Raw genomic sequence first — 15,800 nt, forward strand, 5'->3', positions numbered from 1 at the left:
CTGTCGGAGTGGTTCTGCGTTCAGTCGAAGGGCAGGTAGTCGGGGATCACCAGCGACGCGAGCAGCTTTCCCATCTCGGCCGGGTTGTCGGTCACGTGGATGCCGCACTCCTTCATCACCGCCAGTTTTTCCCGCGCCGTTCCCTTGCCGCCCGAGACGATGGCGCCCGCATGGCCCATGCGCTTGCCCGGCGGCGCGCTGGCACCGGCGATGAAGCCGACCACGGGCTTTCGCATGTGCTCGCTGATCCAGCGCGCGCATGTTTCCTCGTCGCTGCCGCCGATCTCGCCGACCATGATCACGGCGTCGGTGCGCGGGTCGTCGTTGAACATCTTCAGCACGTCGATGTGCCGCAGCCCGCCCACCGGATCGCCGCCGATGCCCACCACCGTCGACTGCCCGATGCCGAAGCTCGCGAGCTGGCTCGCGGCCTCGTAGGTCAGCGTGCCCGAGCGCGACACCACGCCGATGCGGCCCTTCTGGTGGATGTGGCCGGGCATGATCCCGATCTTGATTTCCTCGGGCGTGATGAGGCCTGGGCAATTGGGGCCGAGCAGCAGGGTCTTGCTGCCCTCCATGCGGTGGCGGGTGCGGATCATGTCGCGCACCGGAATGCCTTCGGTGATGCACACGACGAGGTCGAGCCCCGCATCCACCGCCTCGTCGATGGCCGCGGCGGCAAACGGCGGCGGCACGTAGATCACGGACACGGTGGCGCCGGTCTCGGCCTTGGCTTCCTTCACGGTGCCGAACACCGGAATGCCGTCGAAGGACTTGCCCGCCTTGTTGGGGTTCACGCCGGCGACGAAGCACTTCTGGCCGTTGGCGTAGTCGCGGCACATGGCGGTATGGAACTGGCCGGTCTTTCCTGTGATGCCCTGGGTGATGACGCGGGTGTGCTTGTTGATGAGGATCGACATTTCAGGCCCCCCGCCCCGCAGCAGCCACCACCAGCCCGGCCGCCTCCGCCATGTCGTCCGCACTGATGATCCGAAGGCCCGACTGCCCGAGGATGGTCTTGCCCAGGCTCTCGTTGGTGCCCTTCATGCGCACCACCAGCGGCACCGCCAGCTGGACCTCGCGCGCCGCGGCCACCACCCCGCGCGCGATCACGTCGCACTTCATGATGCCGCCGAAGATGTTGACCAGGATCGCGCGCAGGTTCGGGTTGCGCAGCATCAGCTTGAAGGCTTCGGTCACCTTCTCCGCCGTGGCACCGCCGCCCACGTCCAGGAAATTGGCGGGCGATCCGCCGTAGAGCTTGATCGCATCCATCGTGGCCATGGCCAGGCCCGCGCCGTTCACCAGGCAGCCGATGTCGCCTTCGAGCGCAATGTAGGAAAGATCGAACTTCGAGGCCTCGACCTCGGCCGGGTCTTCCTCGTCGAGATCGCGCATCGCGGCAATCTCGGGCTGGCGGAACAGCGCGTTCGGATCGAAGTTGAACTTGGCATCCAGCGCCAGCACGCGGCCGTCGCGCGTGAGCGCCAGCGGGTTGATCTCGGCCAGCGATGCATCGCAGGCGTCGAAGGCCTGGTAGAGGTTCTGCACCAGCGTGCGCACCTGCGGCAGCAGCTTTCCCGAAAAGCCGATGTCGCGCGCCAGGCCGTCGGCCTCGGCCGCCTTCACGCCGGCGGACGGATCGACGAAGAGCTTGCGGATTTTTTCCGGCGTGCGCGCCGCGACGTCCTCGATGTCCATGCCGCCTTCGCTCGAGGCCATCAGGGCCACGCGGCGCGATTCGCGGTCGACCGCCATGCCAAGGTAGAACTCCTTCTCGATCTCGACGCTCTCCTCCACCAGCAGCCGCTTCACCAGCCGGCCTTGCGGGCCCGTCTGGTGCGTTCGCAGGGTCATGCCGAGCAGTTCGTCGGCATGGCGCCGCACTTCGGCGGCCGACCAGGCCAGCCGCACGCCGCCGCCCTTGCCGCGGCCGCCCGCATGGATCTGCGCCTTGACCACCCAGGCCCGGCCGCCGAGCCGCGCCGCGGCGTCGGCCGCCTCGTCGGGCGAAAAGCAGGCATATCCACGCGGCGTGGGGACGCCGTATTTGCGCAATACGTCCTTGCCCTGGTATTCGTGGATATTCATGGCAGCTTTCAGGCGCCGAGTTCGGCGCCGCGGGTTTCGGCCCAGTTGAAATAGCGCCTTTTCATGGCACCGGCATCGAGCTCGCGCTTTTGATGCTCTTCCTTTTTCTGCTCGATCACCTCGGCCAGGAATTTGGCGTCATAGGCACGCAGAAGATGCGGCTGGTGGGTACGCAGGTAATGGCAGATCCGCTCGATGCCATCCTGGCTCTCGCGCAGCAGCTGGCAATAGACTTCGCGATCCCAATGCCAGCGGAAACCCAATTCGTAGAACGCCGCGTTGTAGGCATTGCGCTCGGTTTCGCTGCTCCAGTATTGAATTGGCAAATCATCGATCATGAAATTTCTCCTAGAAATTGAATGCCGGGCGTCAAATGTTTTGCGGATCGGCATGATCAAAATGTAGATTCGATGATCGATAAATAATAGTTAAACTATTTTATTGAATGCATTCACGATAAGTTATACATAATTGGCCGCAATTCCCCTTTCGCAGGCATTGCGCTCCTGTTCAATTACCGCACCGCCCAAGCGCCCCCCGCCCCATACCAGGAACACCGTGGAACCGGCTCCGCCGGGCCACCGGTGTTGCCCCCTCGAGGGGGAGGCGGCTACACGAAGTGAGCCGCTTCGGGGGTGGTCATATGACGCCCTCGGCGCGCAGCGCGGCCACGTCGCTGGCCGTATAGCCCAGCTGCATCAGCACCTCGTCGGTGTGCTCGCCAAGCAGCGGCGAGCGCGTGACCTCGGTCGGGCTGTCGGACATCTTGATGGGGTTGCCCACCGTCAGGTACTTGCCGCGCGTCGGGTGGTCGACCTCGACGATGGTGCCGGTCTCGCGCAGCGACGGATCGGCGGCGATTTCCTTCATCGAAAGAATCGGCCCGCACGGAATGTCGTACTGGTTGAGGATGTCCATGGCCTCGAACTTGGTCTTGGTCATGGTCCATTGCTCGATGCGCGCGAAGATCGGCTTCAGGTGCAGCAGGCGCGCGGCCGGCGTGGCGTAGGCCTCGTCGTCGATCCAGCCTTCCTCGCCGATGACCTTGCACACCGCGGGCCACACCGCCCCTTGCGTGATGAAGTAGATGTAGGCGTTGGGGTCGGTCTCCCAGCCCTTGCACTTGAGGATCGAGCCCGGCTGGCCGCCGCCCGAGGCATTGCCCGCGCGCGGCACCGCGTCGCCGAACTTGCCGTCGGGGTACTGCGGGTATTCGTGCATGGTGCCGGTGCGCTCCAGCCGCTGCTGGTCGCGCATCTTCACGCGGCACAGGTTGAGCACCGCGTCCTGCATGGGCGCGAGCACCTGCTGGCCGCGGCCCGTGCTGTTGCGCTGGTAGAGCGCCGCCACGATGCCCAGCGCCAGGTGCAGGCCGGTGCCGCTGTCGCCGATCTGCGCACCCGTGACGACTGGTGGGCCGTCCTCGAAGCCGGTGGTCGAGGCCGCGCCGCCGGCGCACTGGGCCACGTTCTCGTACACCTTGCAGTGCTCGTACTTGCCGGGGCCGAAGCCCTTGACAGACGCCACGATCATGCGCGGGTTGAGCTCCTGGATATGGGCCCAGGTGATGCCCATGCGGTCGAGCGCGCCGGGCGCGAAGTTCTCCACCAGCACGTCGCAGGTCTTGATCAGCGAATCGAGCACCTTCTTGCCCCGGGGCTTCTTGGTGTCGAGCGTGATCGAGCGCTTGTTGTGGTTGAGCATCGTGAAGTAGAGGCTGTCCACGCCGGGAATGTCGCGCAGCTGGCCGCGCGTGGCGTCGCCTTCTCCGGCGCGCTCCACCTTGATCACGTCGGCGCCGAACCACGCCAGCAGCTGGGTGCAGGTGGGACCGGATTGCACATGGGTGAAATCGAGGATGCGAACGCCCTCAAGTGCCTTGCTCATCAGCTGTCTCCTTTGATCGTGGCCTCTGCTTCTTGCAGACGAGCGCGCAATTTACGCTCTTCGGCGAAGCGGGTGGTTTCGTCGCGCACGATGGCGACGATGCCCGTGACTTCACGACTCTGCGAGAACAGCATCGACACCGTGAAGGCGATCGACAGCGTGTGCCCGTCCTTGTGCAGCGCCGGCACGCGCAGCAGGTCGGCACCGTACTTGGTGATGCCGGTTTCCATGGTCTTCTGGTAGCCGTCCCAGTGCCGCTGGCGCTGCCGCTGGGGAATGATCATGTCGAGCGACTGGCCCAGCGCCTCGGCTTCGGTGAAGCCGAAGATGCGCTCGGCCGCGCGGTTCCAGAGCGTGATCGCCCCTTGCGCATCGCACACCATGATCGCGTCGCCGGCGCCTTCGACGAGCTGCTTCAAATCAACGTTCGCTTGCATTTTTTCCTCTGGCGCTTCAAGTCGATTTCCCGGCGTCGCCCGTGCCTTCGAACGGGCGGCGCCGGGGGAGCCGCTACACGGCTTTTGCTTCCTTGAGATTGTCGATCTGTTCCTTGGTGTAGCCCAGTTCCGCCAGCACCTCGTCGGTGTGCTCGCCCAGGAGCGGCGAGGCGGTGACCTCGGGCTTGAGGTCCGAGAACTTGATCGGGCTGCCGATGGTCCAGTAGCTGCCGCGCTCCTTGTGCGGCACTTCGACGATGGAGCCGCTCTTGCGCAGCGACTCGTCGTGCAGCAGTTCCTTCATCGACAGCACCGGGGCGCAGGGAATGTCGTGCTTGCGGAAGATGTCCACCGCTTCGAACTTGGTCTTGTCCTTGATGAAGTCCTCGATGGTGGCGAAGATCTGGTCGATGTGCGGCTGGCGGGCCTTGGGGGTCATGTAGTCCGGGTCGGTCTTCCACTCGGGCTTGCCAAGCGCGTCGCAGATCGGGTCCCAGGCGTGGCCCTGCACCGTGAAGTAGATGTAGGCGTTGGGGTCGGTCTGCCAGCCCTTGCACTTCAGGATCCAGCCCGGCTGGCCGCCGCCGCCGGCGTTGCCGCCGCGCGGCACCACCTTGTCCTTGAAGGCCTCCATCTCGTGCGGGTACTGCGGGTATTCCTCCAGGTAGCCCACGCTGTCCAGGCGCTGCTGGTCGCGCATCTTCACGCGGCACAGGTTGAGCACGGCGTCCTGCATCGAGCAGGCCACTTTCTGGCCCTTGCCGGTCTGCTGGCGGCCGATGATGGCCGTCAGGATGCCGATGGCCAGGTGCATGCCGGTGTTGGAGTCGCCCAGCGCGGCGGCCGAGATCGTCGGCACCGAGTTCTCGCCCTTCCACCAGCCGGTGGTGGAGGCGGCGCCGCCGGCGCACTGCGCCACGTTCTCGTAGACCTTCAGGTCCTCGTAGTGGTGGCCGTCGCTGAAGCCCTTGACCGAGGCGACGATCATCTTGGGGTTCAGTTCCTGGATGCGCGCCCAGGTGAAGCCCATGCGGTCCAGCGCGCCGGGGCCGAAGTTCTCCACCAGCACGTCGGATTCGCGGATCAGCTTTTCCAGCACGGCCTTGCCTTCGGGCTTCTTCGTGTCCAGCGTGATCGAGCGCTTGTTGCTGTTGAGCATGGTGAAGTACAGCGCGTCGACGTTCGGGATGTCGCGCAGCTGGCTGCGGGTGACGTCGCCGGCGCCCGGGCGCTCGACCTTGATCACGTCGGCGCCGAACCAGGCCAGCATCTGGGTACAGGCCGGGCCGGCTTGCACGTGCGTGAAGTCGATGATCTTGATGCCGTTGAGGGGTTTGTTGCTCATTTGAGGTTCTCCTTGATGATGCGGGGTTACTTCTTCTTCGCCGTGCTGGGGTTCAGACTGGTGATGCGGCCGCTTTCCGTGCCGGCGGTCTCGTCGATCACGGCATTGATGAGGGTCGGACGGCGCGAGGCGACGGCTTCTGCCAGCGCCTTCTGCAATTCATCCGCAGTGGTGGCATTGACGCCCACGCCGCCGAAAGCTTCCATCAGCTTGTCGTAGCGCGCGTTCTTCACGAACACGGTGGGCGCCACGTCGGGCGTGCCGCTCGCGTTCACGTCGGTGCCGCGGTAGACGCCGTTGTTGTTGAACACGACGATGCAAATGGGCAGGTTGTAGCGGCAGATGGTCTCCACCTCCATGCCGCTGAAGCCGAAGGCGCTGTCGCCCTCGATGGCGATCACGGGCTTGTCGGTGACCACCGCGGCGGCCACGGCAAAGCCCATGCCGATGCCCATGATTCCCCAGGTGCCCACGTCCAGGCGCTTGCGCGGCTCGTACATGTCGACGATGCTGCGCGCGAAGTCCAGCGTGTTGGCGCCTTCGTTCACCACGATGGCATCGGGCCGCGCCTTCACCTGGTCGCGGATCACGCTGAGCGCGCTGTGGAAGTTCATCGGCGAAGGCCGTGCGGCCAGCGTCACGGCCATCTTCGAGAGGTTCTTGTCCTTGCGCTCGGCGATGGCGCCGGTCCATTCGGCCGGCGGCTTGGCCCACTTGGCATCCACGCCCGCGAGCAGCGCCGCCACGCAGGAGCCGATGTCGCCGATCACCGGCGCGGCAATGGCCACGTTGCTGTCGATCTCGGTCGGCGCGATGTCGATCTGGATGAACTGCTTGGCGCCCTTGTCCTGGCCCCAGGTCTTGCCCTTGCCGTGCGAGAGCAGCCAGTTCAGGCGCGCGCCCACCAGCATCACGACGTCGGCTTCCTGCAGCACGTAGGAGCGCGCGGCCGCGGCCGACTGCGCATGGGTGTCGGGCAGGAGGCCCTTGGCCATCGACATCGGCAGGTAGGGAATGCCGGTCTTCTCGACCAGCGCGCGGATGTCGGCATCGGCCTGCGCGTAGGCCGCGCCCTTGCCCAGCAGGATCAGCGGCTTCTTGGCACGCTTGAGCAGGTCGAGCGCGCGCTTGACCGCGTCGGGCGCGGGAATCTGGCGCGGAGCGGGATCGATCACCTTGATGAGCGAGCGGCGGCCGGCTTCGGCGTCCATGGTCTGCGCGAACAGCTTGGCCGGCAGGTCCAGGTACACGCCGCCGGGCCGGCCCGACACGGCCGAGCGGATGGCCCGCGCAATGCCCACGCCGATGTCCTCCGCGTGCAGCACGCGGAAGGCGGCCTTGCACAGCGGCTTGGCGATCGCGAGCTGGTCCATCTCTTCGTAGTCGCCCTGCTGCAGGTCGACGATCTCGCGCTCGCTCGAGCCGCTGATGAGAATCATCGGGAAGCAGTTGGTGGTGGCATTGGCCAGCGCCGTGAGGCCGTTCAGGAAGCCGGGGGCCGACACCGTCAGGCAGATACCGGGCTTCTGCGTGAGGAAGCCGGCCGCGGCGGCGGCGTTGCCCGCATGCTGCTCGTGGCGGAACGAGATGACCCGCAGCCCCTCTGCCTGCGCCATGCGCGTGAGGTCGGTGATGGGAATGCCCGGCAGGCCGAAGATGGTGTCGATGTCGTTCAGCTTGAGCGCATCGATGACCAGGTGGAAGCCGTCGATGGTTGCTTCCTGCGCCCCCGATGCCTCGTCGGCAGGGTGCTTGAGGGCCAGCACGACCGCATCGCCGTCGTTTGCCCTGTTCTTGGGCTTGAGGGCGTCGTCCAGGGTGGTGGATGCCTCTTTGTCCGTTCTTACTGAAGACATGTCTCTCCTTCTTGCTTGGGTGAATGGCCGAGGCCCGAGCCGGGACTATGATTCGGGGGCATGCTTTCGGGCGTTGACCTCGGTCAACTTTCCGGAAAACGGCACCGGCCAGATGAACCAGAAGTTGTTGTTGCGCATTCGAGCAAGACGGGACCCATGACGCTGTTGGAAAACCACCCGGAGAAAAACATCATTCGCGCGCAGCTCCGGCAGAACATCCTTCTCAAGGACCTGAGCGAGAGCGACCGCGCCGAGCTGGAAACCCATCTCGTCATCGTGGATGGAAACAAGGGCGATTTCCTGCTGCACCAGGGCGTGCGCGAGATGGAGCAGTACTTCATCCTCGACGGCATCCTCAAGCGGGTGGTGAGCAACCCCGAGGGCAAGGAAATGATCCTGCGCTTTGCCGATGCGCACGACATGGAAACCAGCTACGCGGCGCTGCGGCTGGGCACGCCCACGCCCTACGGCATCGTCTGCGTCACCAAGGCCCGCGTGGCCAGCCTGCCGCTGAAGGAGTGGATCGCGTTCCTGGACCGCCACCCCGAGACCAAGGAACTGTTCGAATACTGCGTGATGCGCGGCATGAGCGAAATCATGGCGCACACCATCACGCTGCATCTGCTCGACGCACCGGGCCGCGTGCACCGCTTCATGCGCAAGCACCCCGAGCTGGAAGACCGCATTCCCAGCAAGGAGCTGGCGTCCTACCTCAATCTCTCCGCGGAAACCCTGAGCCGGCTCCGCAAACGAGGAAAGATCTAGGCAGGCGCCGTCCTCAGGTCTGCTTGGCCGACGCGAAACGGCGCGGAACGGTCATCAGGCGCAGCGCGTTGTCGACGTCGCTCACGCCGTCGACCCTGGAGGCCACCTCCTGCGTGAGGGCGTGCTCCTGTGCATCTAGCACGATGCCGCTCAGCCTTACCTTGCCCTGGTCGGCCTCGACGGTCACGCGGATGTCGCCGGTCGCCTCGTTGTCCTTGAGCGCCGACTTCACCCGCGCCGCGAGCGCCATGTTGGCCAGGAGCGCGCGCGAGACCGGCGTCTCGGCAAACTCCGGGCGCTCCACCAGCGCGCGGATCTGCGCCACGCAGCTGTCCACCGAGAGGCGGTCCGTGTTGAGCACCAGGTCGTAGAGCACCGGGTCGCCCCATGTCACGCCGAACTGCGCATGCATGCGCGCGGCGTGCGCGTCGTCGCTGCGCCGGATCTCGGCTTCGGCAAACTCGGCATCGTCGGTTTCGAGGTGCGCCATCAGCCATTCGACCCGCTTCTTCATCGAGCGCGTGATGCGCACGCACACCACGTGCGGCACCGGCCGCAGCAGGCAGGTCGCGCCCCAGCCGCGCAGCACCACGTTGCCGCGGTCGGCCAGCGCGAAGAGCTCCTCGGCCGTGTAGAGCGCGAGGCTGCGCCGGTCGGCGGTGAGCCGCTCGACAAAACCGGCCTTGCCGTCGCGCAGGCGGCCGATGAAGCTGGTCGGCACCTGCATGCGGTCGGCCACGCGCTCGATCGTCTCGTGGCGCATGACCTCCAGCCCGAGCGTTTCGGCAAGCCGAAGCGACACGTCCTTGGCAAGGGAACCCATCTCCTGGGTGAGTGCAATCACTGGCATGTCGTTGTTCTCCGTTCAGTCCACCGGGCGCTCGACGGCGAACTCGTCGGGCTTCTTGGGCTTGACGAGCGCCAGCGCCTTGGAGATCAGCGGCCAGAACAGCAGCACGAGCGCCAGGGTGGTGATGCCGCCGACCAGCGGGTTCGAGAACATGATCATCACGTCGCCCTGCGAGACCAGCATGGCCTGGCGGAACGAGTCTTCCGCCTTGTCGCCGAGCACCAGCGCCAGCACCAGCGGCGCCAGCGGGAAGTCGAGCTTCTTGAACAGGTAGCCCACCACGCCGAAGCCGAGCATGAACCAGATGTCCAGCATCGCGTTGTGCACCGTGTAGGCGCCGATGGCGCAGATCACGATGATCACCGGTGCAATGATCGAGAACGGAATGCGCAGGATCGAAGCGAACAGCGGCACCGTGCTCAGCACCACGATCAGGCCCACGATGTTGCCCAGGTACATGCTGGCGATCAGGCCCCAGACGAAGTCCTTCTGCTCGACGAACAGCAGCGGTCCGGGCTGCAGGCCCCAGATCAGCAGGCCCCCCAACAGCACCGCGGCGGTGGGCGAGCCCGGAATGCCCAGCGCCAGCATCGGCAGCAGCGCGCTGGTGCCGGCGGCGTGCGCTGCGGTCTCCGGGGCCACCACGCCTTCCATCTGGCCGGTGCCGAACTTGGAGCCGCGCTTGGACATCTTCTTGGCCAGGCCGTAGGCCATGAACGAAGCCGGTGTCGCACCGCCGGGCGTGATGCCCATCCAGATGCCGATCAGCGAGCTGCGCAGCGAAGTCACCCAGTACTGCGGCAGCTGCTTCCAGGTCTGCAGCACCACCTTGGGATCGATCTTCGCGCTCTTGCCCGAGAACTTCAGGCCCTCTTCCATCGACAGCAGGATCTCGCCGATGCCGAACAGGCCGATCACCGCAATCAGGAAGTCGAAGCCGCGCATCAGCTCGGGCTGGCCGAAGGTGAGCCGCAGCTGGCCCGTGACCGTGTCCATGCCCACGCTGGCCAGCGCGAAGCCGAGCGCCATCGACGCCAGGATCTTGAACGGCGAGCCCTTGCCCATGCCCACGAAGCTGCAGAAGGTCAGCAGGTACACCGCAAAGAACTCGGGCGAGCCGAACTTGAGCGCGAACTTGGCCACCAGCGGCGCCAGGAAGGTGATCATGATCACCGCCAGCAGCGCGCCCACGAACGACGAGGTGAAGGCGGTGGTCAGCGCGGCGCCCGCATTGCCCTGCTGCGCCATCGGATAGCCGTCGAAGGTGGTGGCCACCGACCACGGCTCGCCCGGGATGTTGAACAGGATGGAGGTGATGGCCCCGCCGAACAGCGCACCCCAGTAGATGCACGACAGCATGATGATCGCCGAGGTCGGCGACATCGTGAACGTGAGGGGCAGCAGGATCGCCACCCCGTTGGCGCCGCCCAATCCCGGGAGCACGCCGATCAGCACCCCCAGGATGATGCCGACGAACATCAGGCCGATGTTCATCGGCGTGAGGATTACCGAGAAGCCCTGCATCAGGGCACTGATTTCATCCATTTCGCATTTGCTCCGTGAGATTCAGTAGCCGAGAAACCGGAGAGGATCGAGTGCGCCCTTGAACAGCGGCACCTTGAACCACACCTCGAACATGCAGAAGAACACCGTGTTGACGACCAGTGCCGCAATGACGCTCTTCACCCACGAGTACTTGCCCAGGAACACCATGAACAGCGCGATATAGATCGCCGATGCCACATAGATGCCGAGCAAGGAAATCGCCCCCACGTAGACCGTGGCCGGCAGCAGCACCGACAGCACGCGCTTGAGCTGCACCGAGTCGACGAAGACCTCGGTCTTCCTGTTCTTGCCCAGCAAGGCCTGGTACAGGATGCCGGCGCCGGAGATCGTGATGATCACGCCGATGTAGAAGGGGAAGTACCCCGCGCCGGGGCCGTCGCTGGTCCAGCCGGAGCCCAGCCTCTGGCTCTCGTAGATCACCACCAGGCCGATGGCCACCAGGACCAATGCGACCACTGCCTCGACCACGTGGGTCGCTACGCCCGTGCGCACCGGGCCGTCTGCTGAATTCTCTTCGTGCTCCATGGAGTCCCCATCGTTCGTGTGTATGCCGTGAAACCCAAAGTGCAGCGCTCCGCCCGCCGCCCCCGCGGGCGGCCGTCTCATCAGGCGAGGAGCGCCGCGCGACGCTCGGTAACTGCTACTTGCTGCTGGCCAGGAAGCCGGCTTCCGTCATCAGCGTGCGGTGCGTGGCTTCCGCTTCCGTGAGCCATTTGGTGAACGCGTCGCCGGTCATGAAGGTCGGGTTGAAGGCACCCTTCTCCATGTATTCCTTCCAGTCCGGCGTGGCGGCGATCTTGGTCAGCAGGTCCACGTAGAAGGCGAGCTGGTCGGGCGTCACGCCGGCGGGCATGAAGATGCCTCGCAGCATCGTGTACTTGGTGGGAACGCCGGCTTCCTTGCAGGTGGGGACATCGTTCCACGACTGCGTCTCCGTCACCTTGGCCTTGAACGGCATGCGCTGGTCGTCGAACACGCACAGCGCGCGCAGCTTGCCCGCACGCCACTGGGCCACCGCCTCGATCGGGTTGTTGACCGTCGATTGCACATGCCCGCCCACCAGTTGCACCGCCACCTCGCCGCCGCCCTTGAACGGCACGTAGATGAACTTGGTGCCGGTGGCCTTCTCCAGCGCCACCGTGATGATCTGGTCTTCCTGCTTGGAGCCGGTGCCGGCCATCTTGAACTTGTTCGGGCCCGCCGCCTTGGCCGCCGCGATGAACTCCGAGGCGTTCTTGTACGGCTGCTCGGCGTTGGTCCACAGCACGAACTGGTCGAGCGCCATCATCGCGACCGGCGTCATGTCCTTCCAGTTGAAAGGCACGCCGGTGGCCATGGGCGTGGTGAACAGGTTGGACAGCGAGATGATGATCTTGTGCGGATCGCCCTTGGCTTCCTTCACGGCAAGAAAGCCCTCGGCCCCCGCGCCGCCCGACTTGTTGACGACGATCAGCGGCTCCTTCATCAGTTTGTACTTGATGACGATGCCCTGCAGCAGCCGGCCCATCTGGTCGGCGCCGCCGCCGGTGCCCGCCGGAATCACGAACTCCACCGGCTTGGTGGGCTCCCATGCGGAGGCTGGTGTGGCGACCGCGAGCGCCAACATGGCCGCGGTGAAGACCTTGGCCCGACAAGCGCGGGTGCGCGAAAAGAAGTTCTTCATCATGTTGTCTCCTGTGTAAGGTGCGCTCTTTTTTGGTGGATCTGAGCCGAGATGCGAACAGGGGCGATGGTGCGCGCAGGAAGAACTCCGCCTGCTTGACCATGGTCAACTTTTCCAAGATTTTGTCTTGGGGTTAGCCCGCGCCGAGCAACCGGCGAGCGGGGCCTGGCCTGTGCGCCATCGAGGGGAAACGGCACGGATGCGGACGCATGCAACAGCACCGATGGCGTGCGCTTTTTCCTTGAATCCGGGGGAAATTCGGGTAAACCCTAAAATGGTGGCTATTTCCCGACCAACGAATCCCAGGAGTTCCCGTATGTCTACCCTTGACCGATCGTCCGGCACGAGCGCATCCGGTGGCTTGGCTGGCGCGCTCAAGGCGCTCGCCGAAGAGGCCAGCGTGCTCGTTCAGGCCTTGCTCAGCCCCGGCAAGGTGATCGAGGAAGTCGAGCAGATGCGCGCGCTGCAGGTGCGCGCCGATCGCATCGAGGCCTCCGACCCGCTGCGCGCCGACGTGCTGCGCTGGCACGCCTCGCGCATCGGCCTGCGCTGAGCCGGTCGCTGCGCGGCGGCGCGCCAAACTGGTAAAGTCCGGGCCGCCCTCCGTCTTCGTAGTTCAATGGATAGAACGGGGTCCTCCTAAGACTCAGATACAGGTTCGATTCCTGTCGAAGGCACCAAGGACCCGATCCACGGCGTCTCGCCCCACATCAGAAACCCGCACGCTCCCTAGGCGTAGCGGGTTTTTCTTTGCCTCGCGACGACACGCGGCGTAGCATCCCATCGCCCGGAAATACCGTTATTTTTCCCGGTATCCCGGAAATCCCCGTGGCGAGATACCGTTAAGGAGTGGAGATGGCGCTGACAGACACGTTCGTTCGGCAGGTGAAGCCCACCGGGAAGGCCAACGGCGACAAATATGCCGACGGCGCCGGCATGTACCTGTTGGTCAAGACTGCCGGGAAATACTGGCGAATGGACTACACCTTCGCCGGCAAGCGGAAAACGCTGGCGCTGGGAACCTACCCGGCGGTCTCGCTGGCCAAAGCTCGGGATCGCCGCGGCGCCGCTCGCGAGCTCCTGGCGGACGGGACCGACCCGAGCGCGGCCAAGCGCGACGAAAAGAGAGCCCGAGCCGACGCGGCGGCGAATACGTTCGAGGCGGTTGCGCGCGAGTGGCTGGGAAAGACTGCGGCCAAACGAGCGAGTGGAACGCAGCTCAAGGTCAAGACATGGCTCGAGAAGGATGTGTTCCCCTTCATCGGCAAGATGCCCATCTCCACCATCGGTCCGCGCGACATTCTGGAGCGAGTGGTCCGCAAGCTGGAAGCACGCGGCGCCATCGATACCGCCCATCGCGTCAAGCAGCTTTGCGGGCAGGTGTTTCGCTTCGCAGTGGTGTCAGGACTGGCAGAGAGGGACGTCACTGCCGATCTGAGCGAAGCGCTGGCCTCGAAAGCGACCAGGCACTTCGCGGCCATTACCGAGCCCAAGCGCGTCGGAGACCTGATGCGCTCCATCCATGCCTATAGCGGCCACCCCACGACCGTTGCCGCGCTGAAGCTCTCCCCGCTGCTGTTTGTCCGGCCTGGCGAGTTGCGCACCGCGGAATGGGCCGAGATCGACCTGGACGCGGCCGAGTGGCGCATCGCCGGCCCGAAGATGAAAATGAAGGTCGATCACGTCGTTCCACTGGCAACCCAGGCGGTGGAGATCCTGCGGAACCTCCACCCGATCACGGGGCATGGGCGGTTCGTGTTTCCCAGCATACGGACGGGTGAACGCCCCATGAGCGAGAACACGATCAATGCCGCTCTGCGCGGGATGGGCTACAGCGCCGAAGTCCACACGGCCCACGGGTTCAGGGCAACCGCGCGGACGATCATGGACGAGGTGCTTGGCGAGCGCGTGGACTTCATCGAGCACCAGCTCTCCCACATGGTCAGGGATACCAACGGTCGTGCGTACAACCGCACCGCGCATCTCCCCGCGCGCCGGGAAATGATGCAGCGCTGGGCGGACTACCTGGACCAGCTGCGCATCGGTGCCGACGTGATCCCCTTGACGCCGCACCGGATGACATAGCGCCAAGTCCGCGCGCTCCTGCCAAGACAGCTAGATGAGTGCCACGACATCGCGCAGGTGCGCCGCAGTCTGGGGCAACCCGCGCTTTTCGAGCAGGGCGACCAACGCGATCGCGTCGTACTGCGGCCGGGCCCAGCGCTCGCGCATTCGCTTCAAAGCCGCGAGGGCGGCGAGCTTCTCCAGCATCAACTGATTGAGGACGAATTCGTCAGGGGTCTGTACCTCGATGCCGAACGGGTCCAGCACTTCCCTGGGAAAGTCCTTCTCGTTCCATGTGACGATCGCATCCGCGTGTCCAGTGATCGCCGCCGCCAGCACGTGGCGGTCATCAGGGTCCGGCAGCTTCAGACCCTCGATCAGGTGTTCGTAGCCTGAGACGAGGCAGTCCGGAATGGCGTCCTCCATGGCTTGCGCCGCAGCGGCAATCTGGTCTCCCATGCCGGGTCGGTCCCGCAGCAGGCTGCGCGTCCACTCCTCGCGGATGTGGACGGACCACTTCGCGCTGTAGAGGTCCGCGTCGGCCAGGCTGAGCAGCACGTCGCGCAGCAACGCCGGATGCAGGACGTTGGCGTCGAGCACCGCTGTGTACCGAGCGCTTCCTGCCACTCACAGCTCCTCGCCCATCTCCTGGGAGAGGTCGTTCAATCGTTTGAGGGCGTCGGCCGACCGCTGCTTCTGCTCGTCCTTGTAGCGCATGAGTTCTTCGAACTCGATGCGGCGGTGCCGGTTGATCAGCCGGCACTTCAGCCGGCCAGCCTCGATCTCCTTGATCACGAAGGGGCGCGACACATTCAGAAGTGCCGCAGCCTGCTGCGTCGTGAGTTCCAGCTTCTGCGGGACGAGCATCATCGGCTCGCGCTTGGCCATCTGGCGCAACACGTCGGCAAGGAAGTGCAAGGCACGCGGAGGCAGGAGCAGCACCGGGGCTTCGCCCTTGCCGTCCCCGTCCACTTCGATGGTTACTTTGATCGCTTTTGCCTTCGAGTGATCCAGGGCCGCAACCAGGCACGCCGTCGCCGCACCGGCCATTTCCGCTTCCATTTCGCTGGCTGGGTCGAGTATCTGGGTCATGCTGGGTCCTTTCATAGCTGGCGCTACGCCGGCGCCTCAAACGAAATATACGCACTAAACGCAATATTCGCAACTGACGGGCGCCGGAAAGGAGATGGCACGCTTGTCAGCGGGCGCCTTCATTCAATGGCCGGATCCTGCGGCCACCAGTCTGGTGGCCATGCCCTCCAAGAGGGGCGTTTGA

Annotated in this window: 16 protein-coding genes and 1 tRNA gene; 4 read left to right on the forward strand and 13 right to left on the reverse strand. The window is 65.0% G+C overall.

The genetic code is table 11. The annotated features are described in order from the left end of the window. Positions 1 to 20: 20 nt before the first annotated feature. From sucD to oxc, 7 genes are all read right to left on the reverse strand, one after another. The gene (gene sucD / locus EJO66_RS23525) at positions 21 to 920 is read right to left on the reverse strand and encodes a succinate--CoA ligase subunit alpha (RefSeq protein WP_015867251.1); all 900 of its coding nucleotides are present in this window, start codon (positions 918 to 920) and stop codon (positions 21 to 23) included. A gap of 1 nt (position 921) precedes the next feature. Next, positions 922 to 2,091 carry an ADP-forming succinate--CoA ligase subunit beta gene (gene sucC, locus EJO66_RS23530; RefSeq protein WP_124960226.1) on the reverse strand — a complete coding sequence of 390 codons (1,170 nt, stop codon included), beginning with the start codon at positions 2,089 to 2,091 and terminating at the stop codon, positions 922 to 924. Positions 2,092 to 2,099: 8 nt separating this feature from the next. Continuing rightward, positions 2,100 to 2,429 (reverse strand): HAD family hydrolase, encoded by a 330-nt coding sequence (locus EJO66_RS23535; protein ID WP_124960227.1) that lies wholly within the window; start codon positions 2,427 to 2,429, stop codon positions 2,100 to 2,102. A gap of 301 nt (positions 2,430 to 2,730) precedes the next feature. Beyond that, positions 2,731 to 3,978 (reverse strand): formyl-CoA transferase, encoded by a 1,248-nt coding sequence (frc, locus tag EJO66_RS23540; protein WP_021009169.1) that lies wholly within the window; start codon positions 3,976 to 3,978, stop codon positions 2,731 to 2,733. Further along, on the reverse strand, positions 3,978 to 4,415 hold the full coding sequence (locus EJO66_RS23545; protein WP_025569426.1) for a PAS domain-containing protein: 438 nt from the start codon (positions 4,413 to 4,415) through the stop codon (positions 3,978 to 3,980). Before EJO66_RS23545 ends, frc (EJO66_RS23540) begins: the two co-directional genes overlap by 1 nt. A 73-nt stretch (positions 4,416 to 4,488) precedes the next feature. Beyond that, entirely contained in the window at positions 4,489 to 5,760 is a 1,272-nt protein-coding gene (frc, locus tag EJO66_RS23550) for a formyl-CoA transferase (RefSeq protein ID WP_124960228.1), read from the reverse strand. Between the two features lie 26 nt (positions 5,761 to 5,786). Next, the gene (gene oxc, locus EJO66_RS23555; protein ID WP_124960229.1) at positions 5,787 to 7,616 is read right to left on the reverse strand and encodes an oxalyl-CoA decarboxylase; all 1,830 of its coding nucleotides are present in this window, start codon (positions 7,614 to 7,616) and stop codon (positions 5,787 to 5,789) included. 156 nt (positions 7,617 to 7,772) lie between these two features. On the opposite strand from oxc, the gene EJO66_RS23560 reads away from it, so the two are divergent. Next, positions 7,773 to 8,381, forward strand: a complete 609-nt coding sequence (locus EJO66_RS23560) for a Crp/Fnr family transcriptional regulator (protein ID WP_025569429.1) — start codon at positions 7,773 to 7,775, stop codon at positions 8,379 to 8,381. Between the two features lie 13 nt (positions 8,382 to 8,394). Here EJO66_RS23560 and EJO66_RS23565 read toward each other — a convergent pair whose 3' ends face one another. The 4 genes from EJO66_RS23565 to EJO66_RS23580 form a co-directional block, all read right to left on the reverse strand. Continuing rightward, the gene (locus EJO66_RS23565; protein WP_124960230.1) at positions 8,395 to 9,231 is read right to left on the reverse strand and encodes a cytidylate kinase family protein; all 837 of its coding nucleotides are present in this window, start codon (positions 9,229 to 9,231) and stop codon (positions 8,395 to 8,397) included. 15 nt (positions 9,232 to 9,246) lie between these two features. Beyond that, complete coding sequence (locus EJO66_RS23570; protein WP_124960231.1) at positions 9,247 to 10,776, reverse strand: tripartite tricarboxylate transporter permease; 1,530 nt, start codon at positions 10,774 to 10,776, stop codon at positions 9,247 to 9,249. A 21-nt stretch (positions 10,777 to 10,797) separates the two neighbouring features. Further along, positions 10,798 to 11,322 carry a tripartite tricarboxylate transporter TctB family protein gene (locus tag EJO66_RS23575; protein WP_124960232.1) on the reverse strand — a complete coding sequence of 175 codons (525 nt, stop codon included), beginning with the start codon at positions 11,320 to 11,322 and terminating at the stop codon, positions 10,798 to 10,800. Positions 11,323 to 11,437: 115 nt separating this feature from the next. Continuing rightward, positions 11,438 to 12,463, reverse strand: a complete 1,026-nt coding sequence (locus EJO66_RS23580; protein WP_124960233.1) for a Bug family tripartite tricarboxylate transporter substrate binding protein — start codon at positions 12,461 to 12,463, stop codon at positions 11,438 to 11,440. Between the two features lie 313 nt (positions 12,464 to 12,776). Here EJO66_RS23580 and EJO66_RS23585 point away from each other — a divergent pair, with 313 nt between their 5' ends. The 3 genes from EJO66_RS23585 (at position 12,777) to EJO66_RS23595 (ending at position 14,545) form a co-directional block, all read left to right on the forward strand. Then, the gene (locus EJO66_RS23585; RefSeq protein WP_027729805.1) at positions 12,777 to 13,013 is read left to right on the forward strand and encodes a hypothetical protein; all 237 of its coding nucleotides are present in this window, start codon (positions 12,777 to 12,779) and stop codon (positions 13,011 to 13,013) included. A gap of 52 nt (positions 13,014 to 13,065) precedes the next feature. Next, positions 13,066 to 13,140: transfer RNA gene (locus EJO66_RS23590), tRNA-Arg, on the forward strand. 175 nt (positions 13,141 to 13,315) lie between these two features. Then, complete coding sequence (locus EJO66_RS23595; protein ID WP_125966311.1) at positions 13,316 to 14,545, forward strand: tyrosine-type recombinase/integrase; 1,230 nt, start codon at positions 13,316 to 13,318, stop codon at positions 14,543 to 14,545. Between the two features lie 30 nt (positions 14,546 to 14,575). Here the strand turns inward: EJO66_RS23595 and EJO66_RS23600 are convergent, their stop codons facing one another. Further along, positions 14,576 to 15,124 (reverse strand): PIN domain-containing protein, encoded by a 549-nt coding sequence (locus EJO66_RS23600; RefSeq protein WP_240648713.1) that lies wholly within the window; start codon positions 15,122 to 15,124, stop codon positions 14,576 to 14,578. Between the two features lie 27 nt (positions 15,125 to 15,151). Further along, a complete protein-coding gene (locus EJO66_RS23605; protein WP_125966313.1) occupies positions 15,152 to 15,616 on the reverse strand; it encodes a helix-turn-helix domain-containing protein in 465 nt (154 codons plus the stop codon). Between the last annotated feature and the right edge of the window lie 184 nt (positions 15,617 to 15,800).

The organism is Variovorax beijingensis (genome assembly GCF_003951285.1).
GTDB classification, from domain to species: domain Bacteria; phylum Pseudomonadota; class Gammaproteobacteria; order Burkholderiales; family Burkholderiaceae_C; genus Variovorax; species Variovorax beijingensis.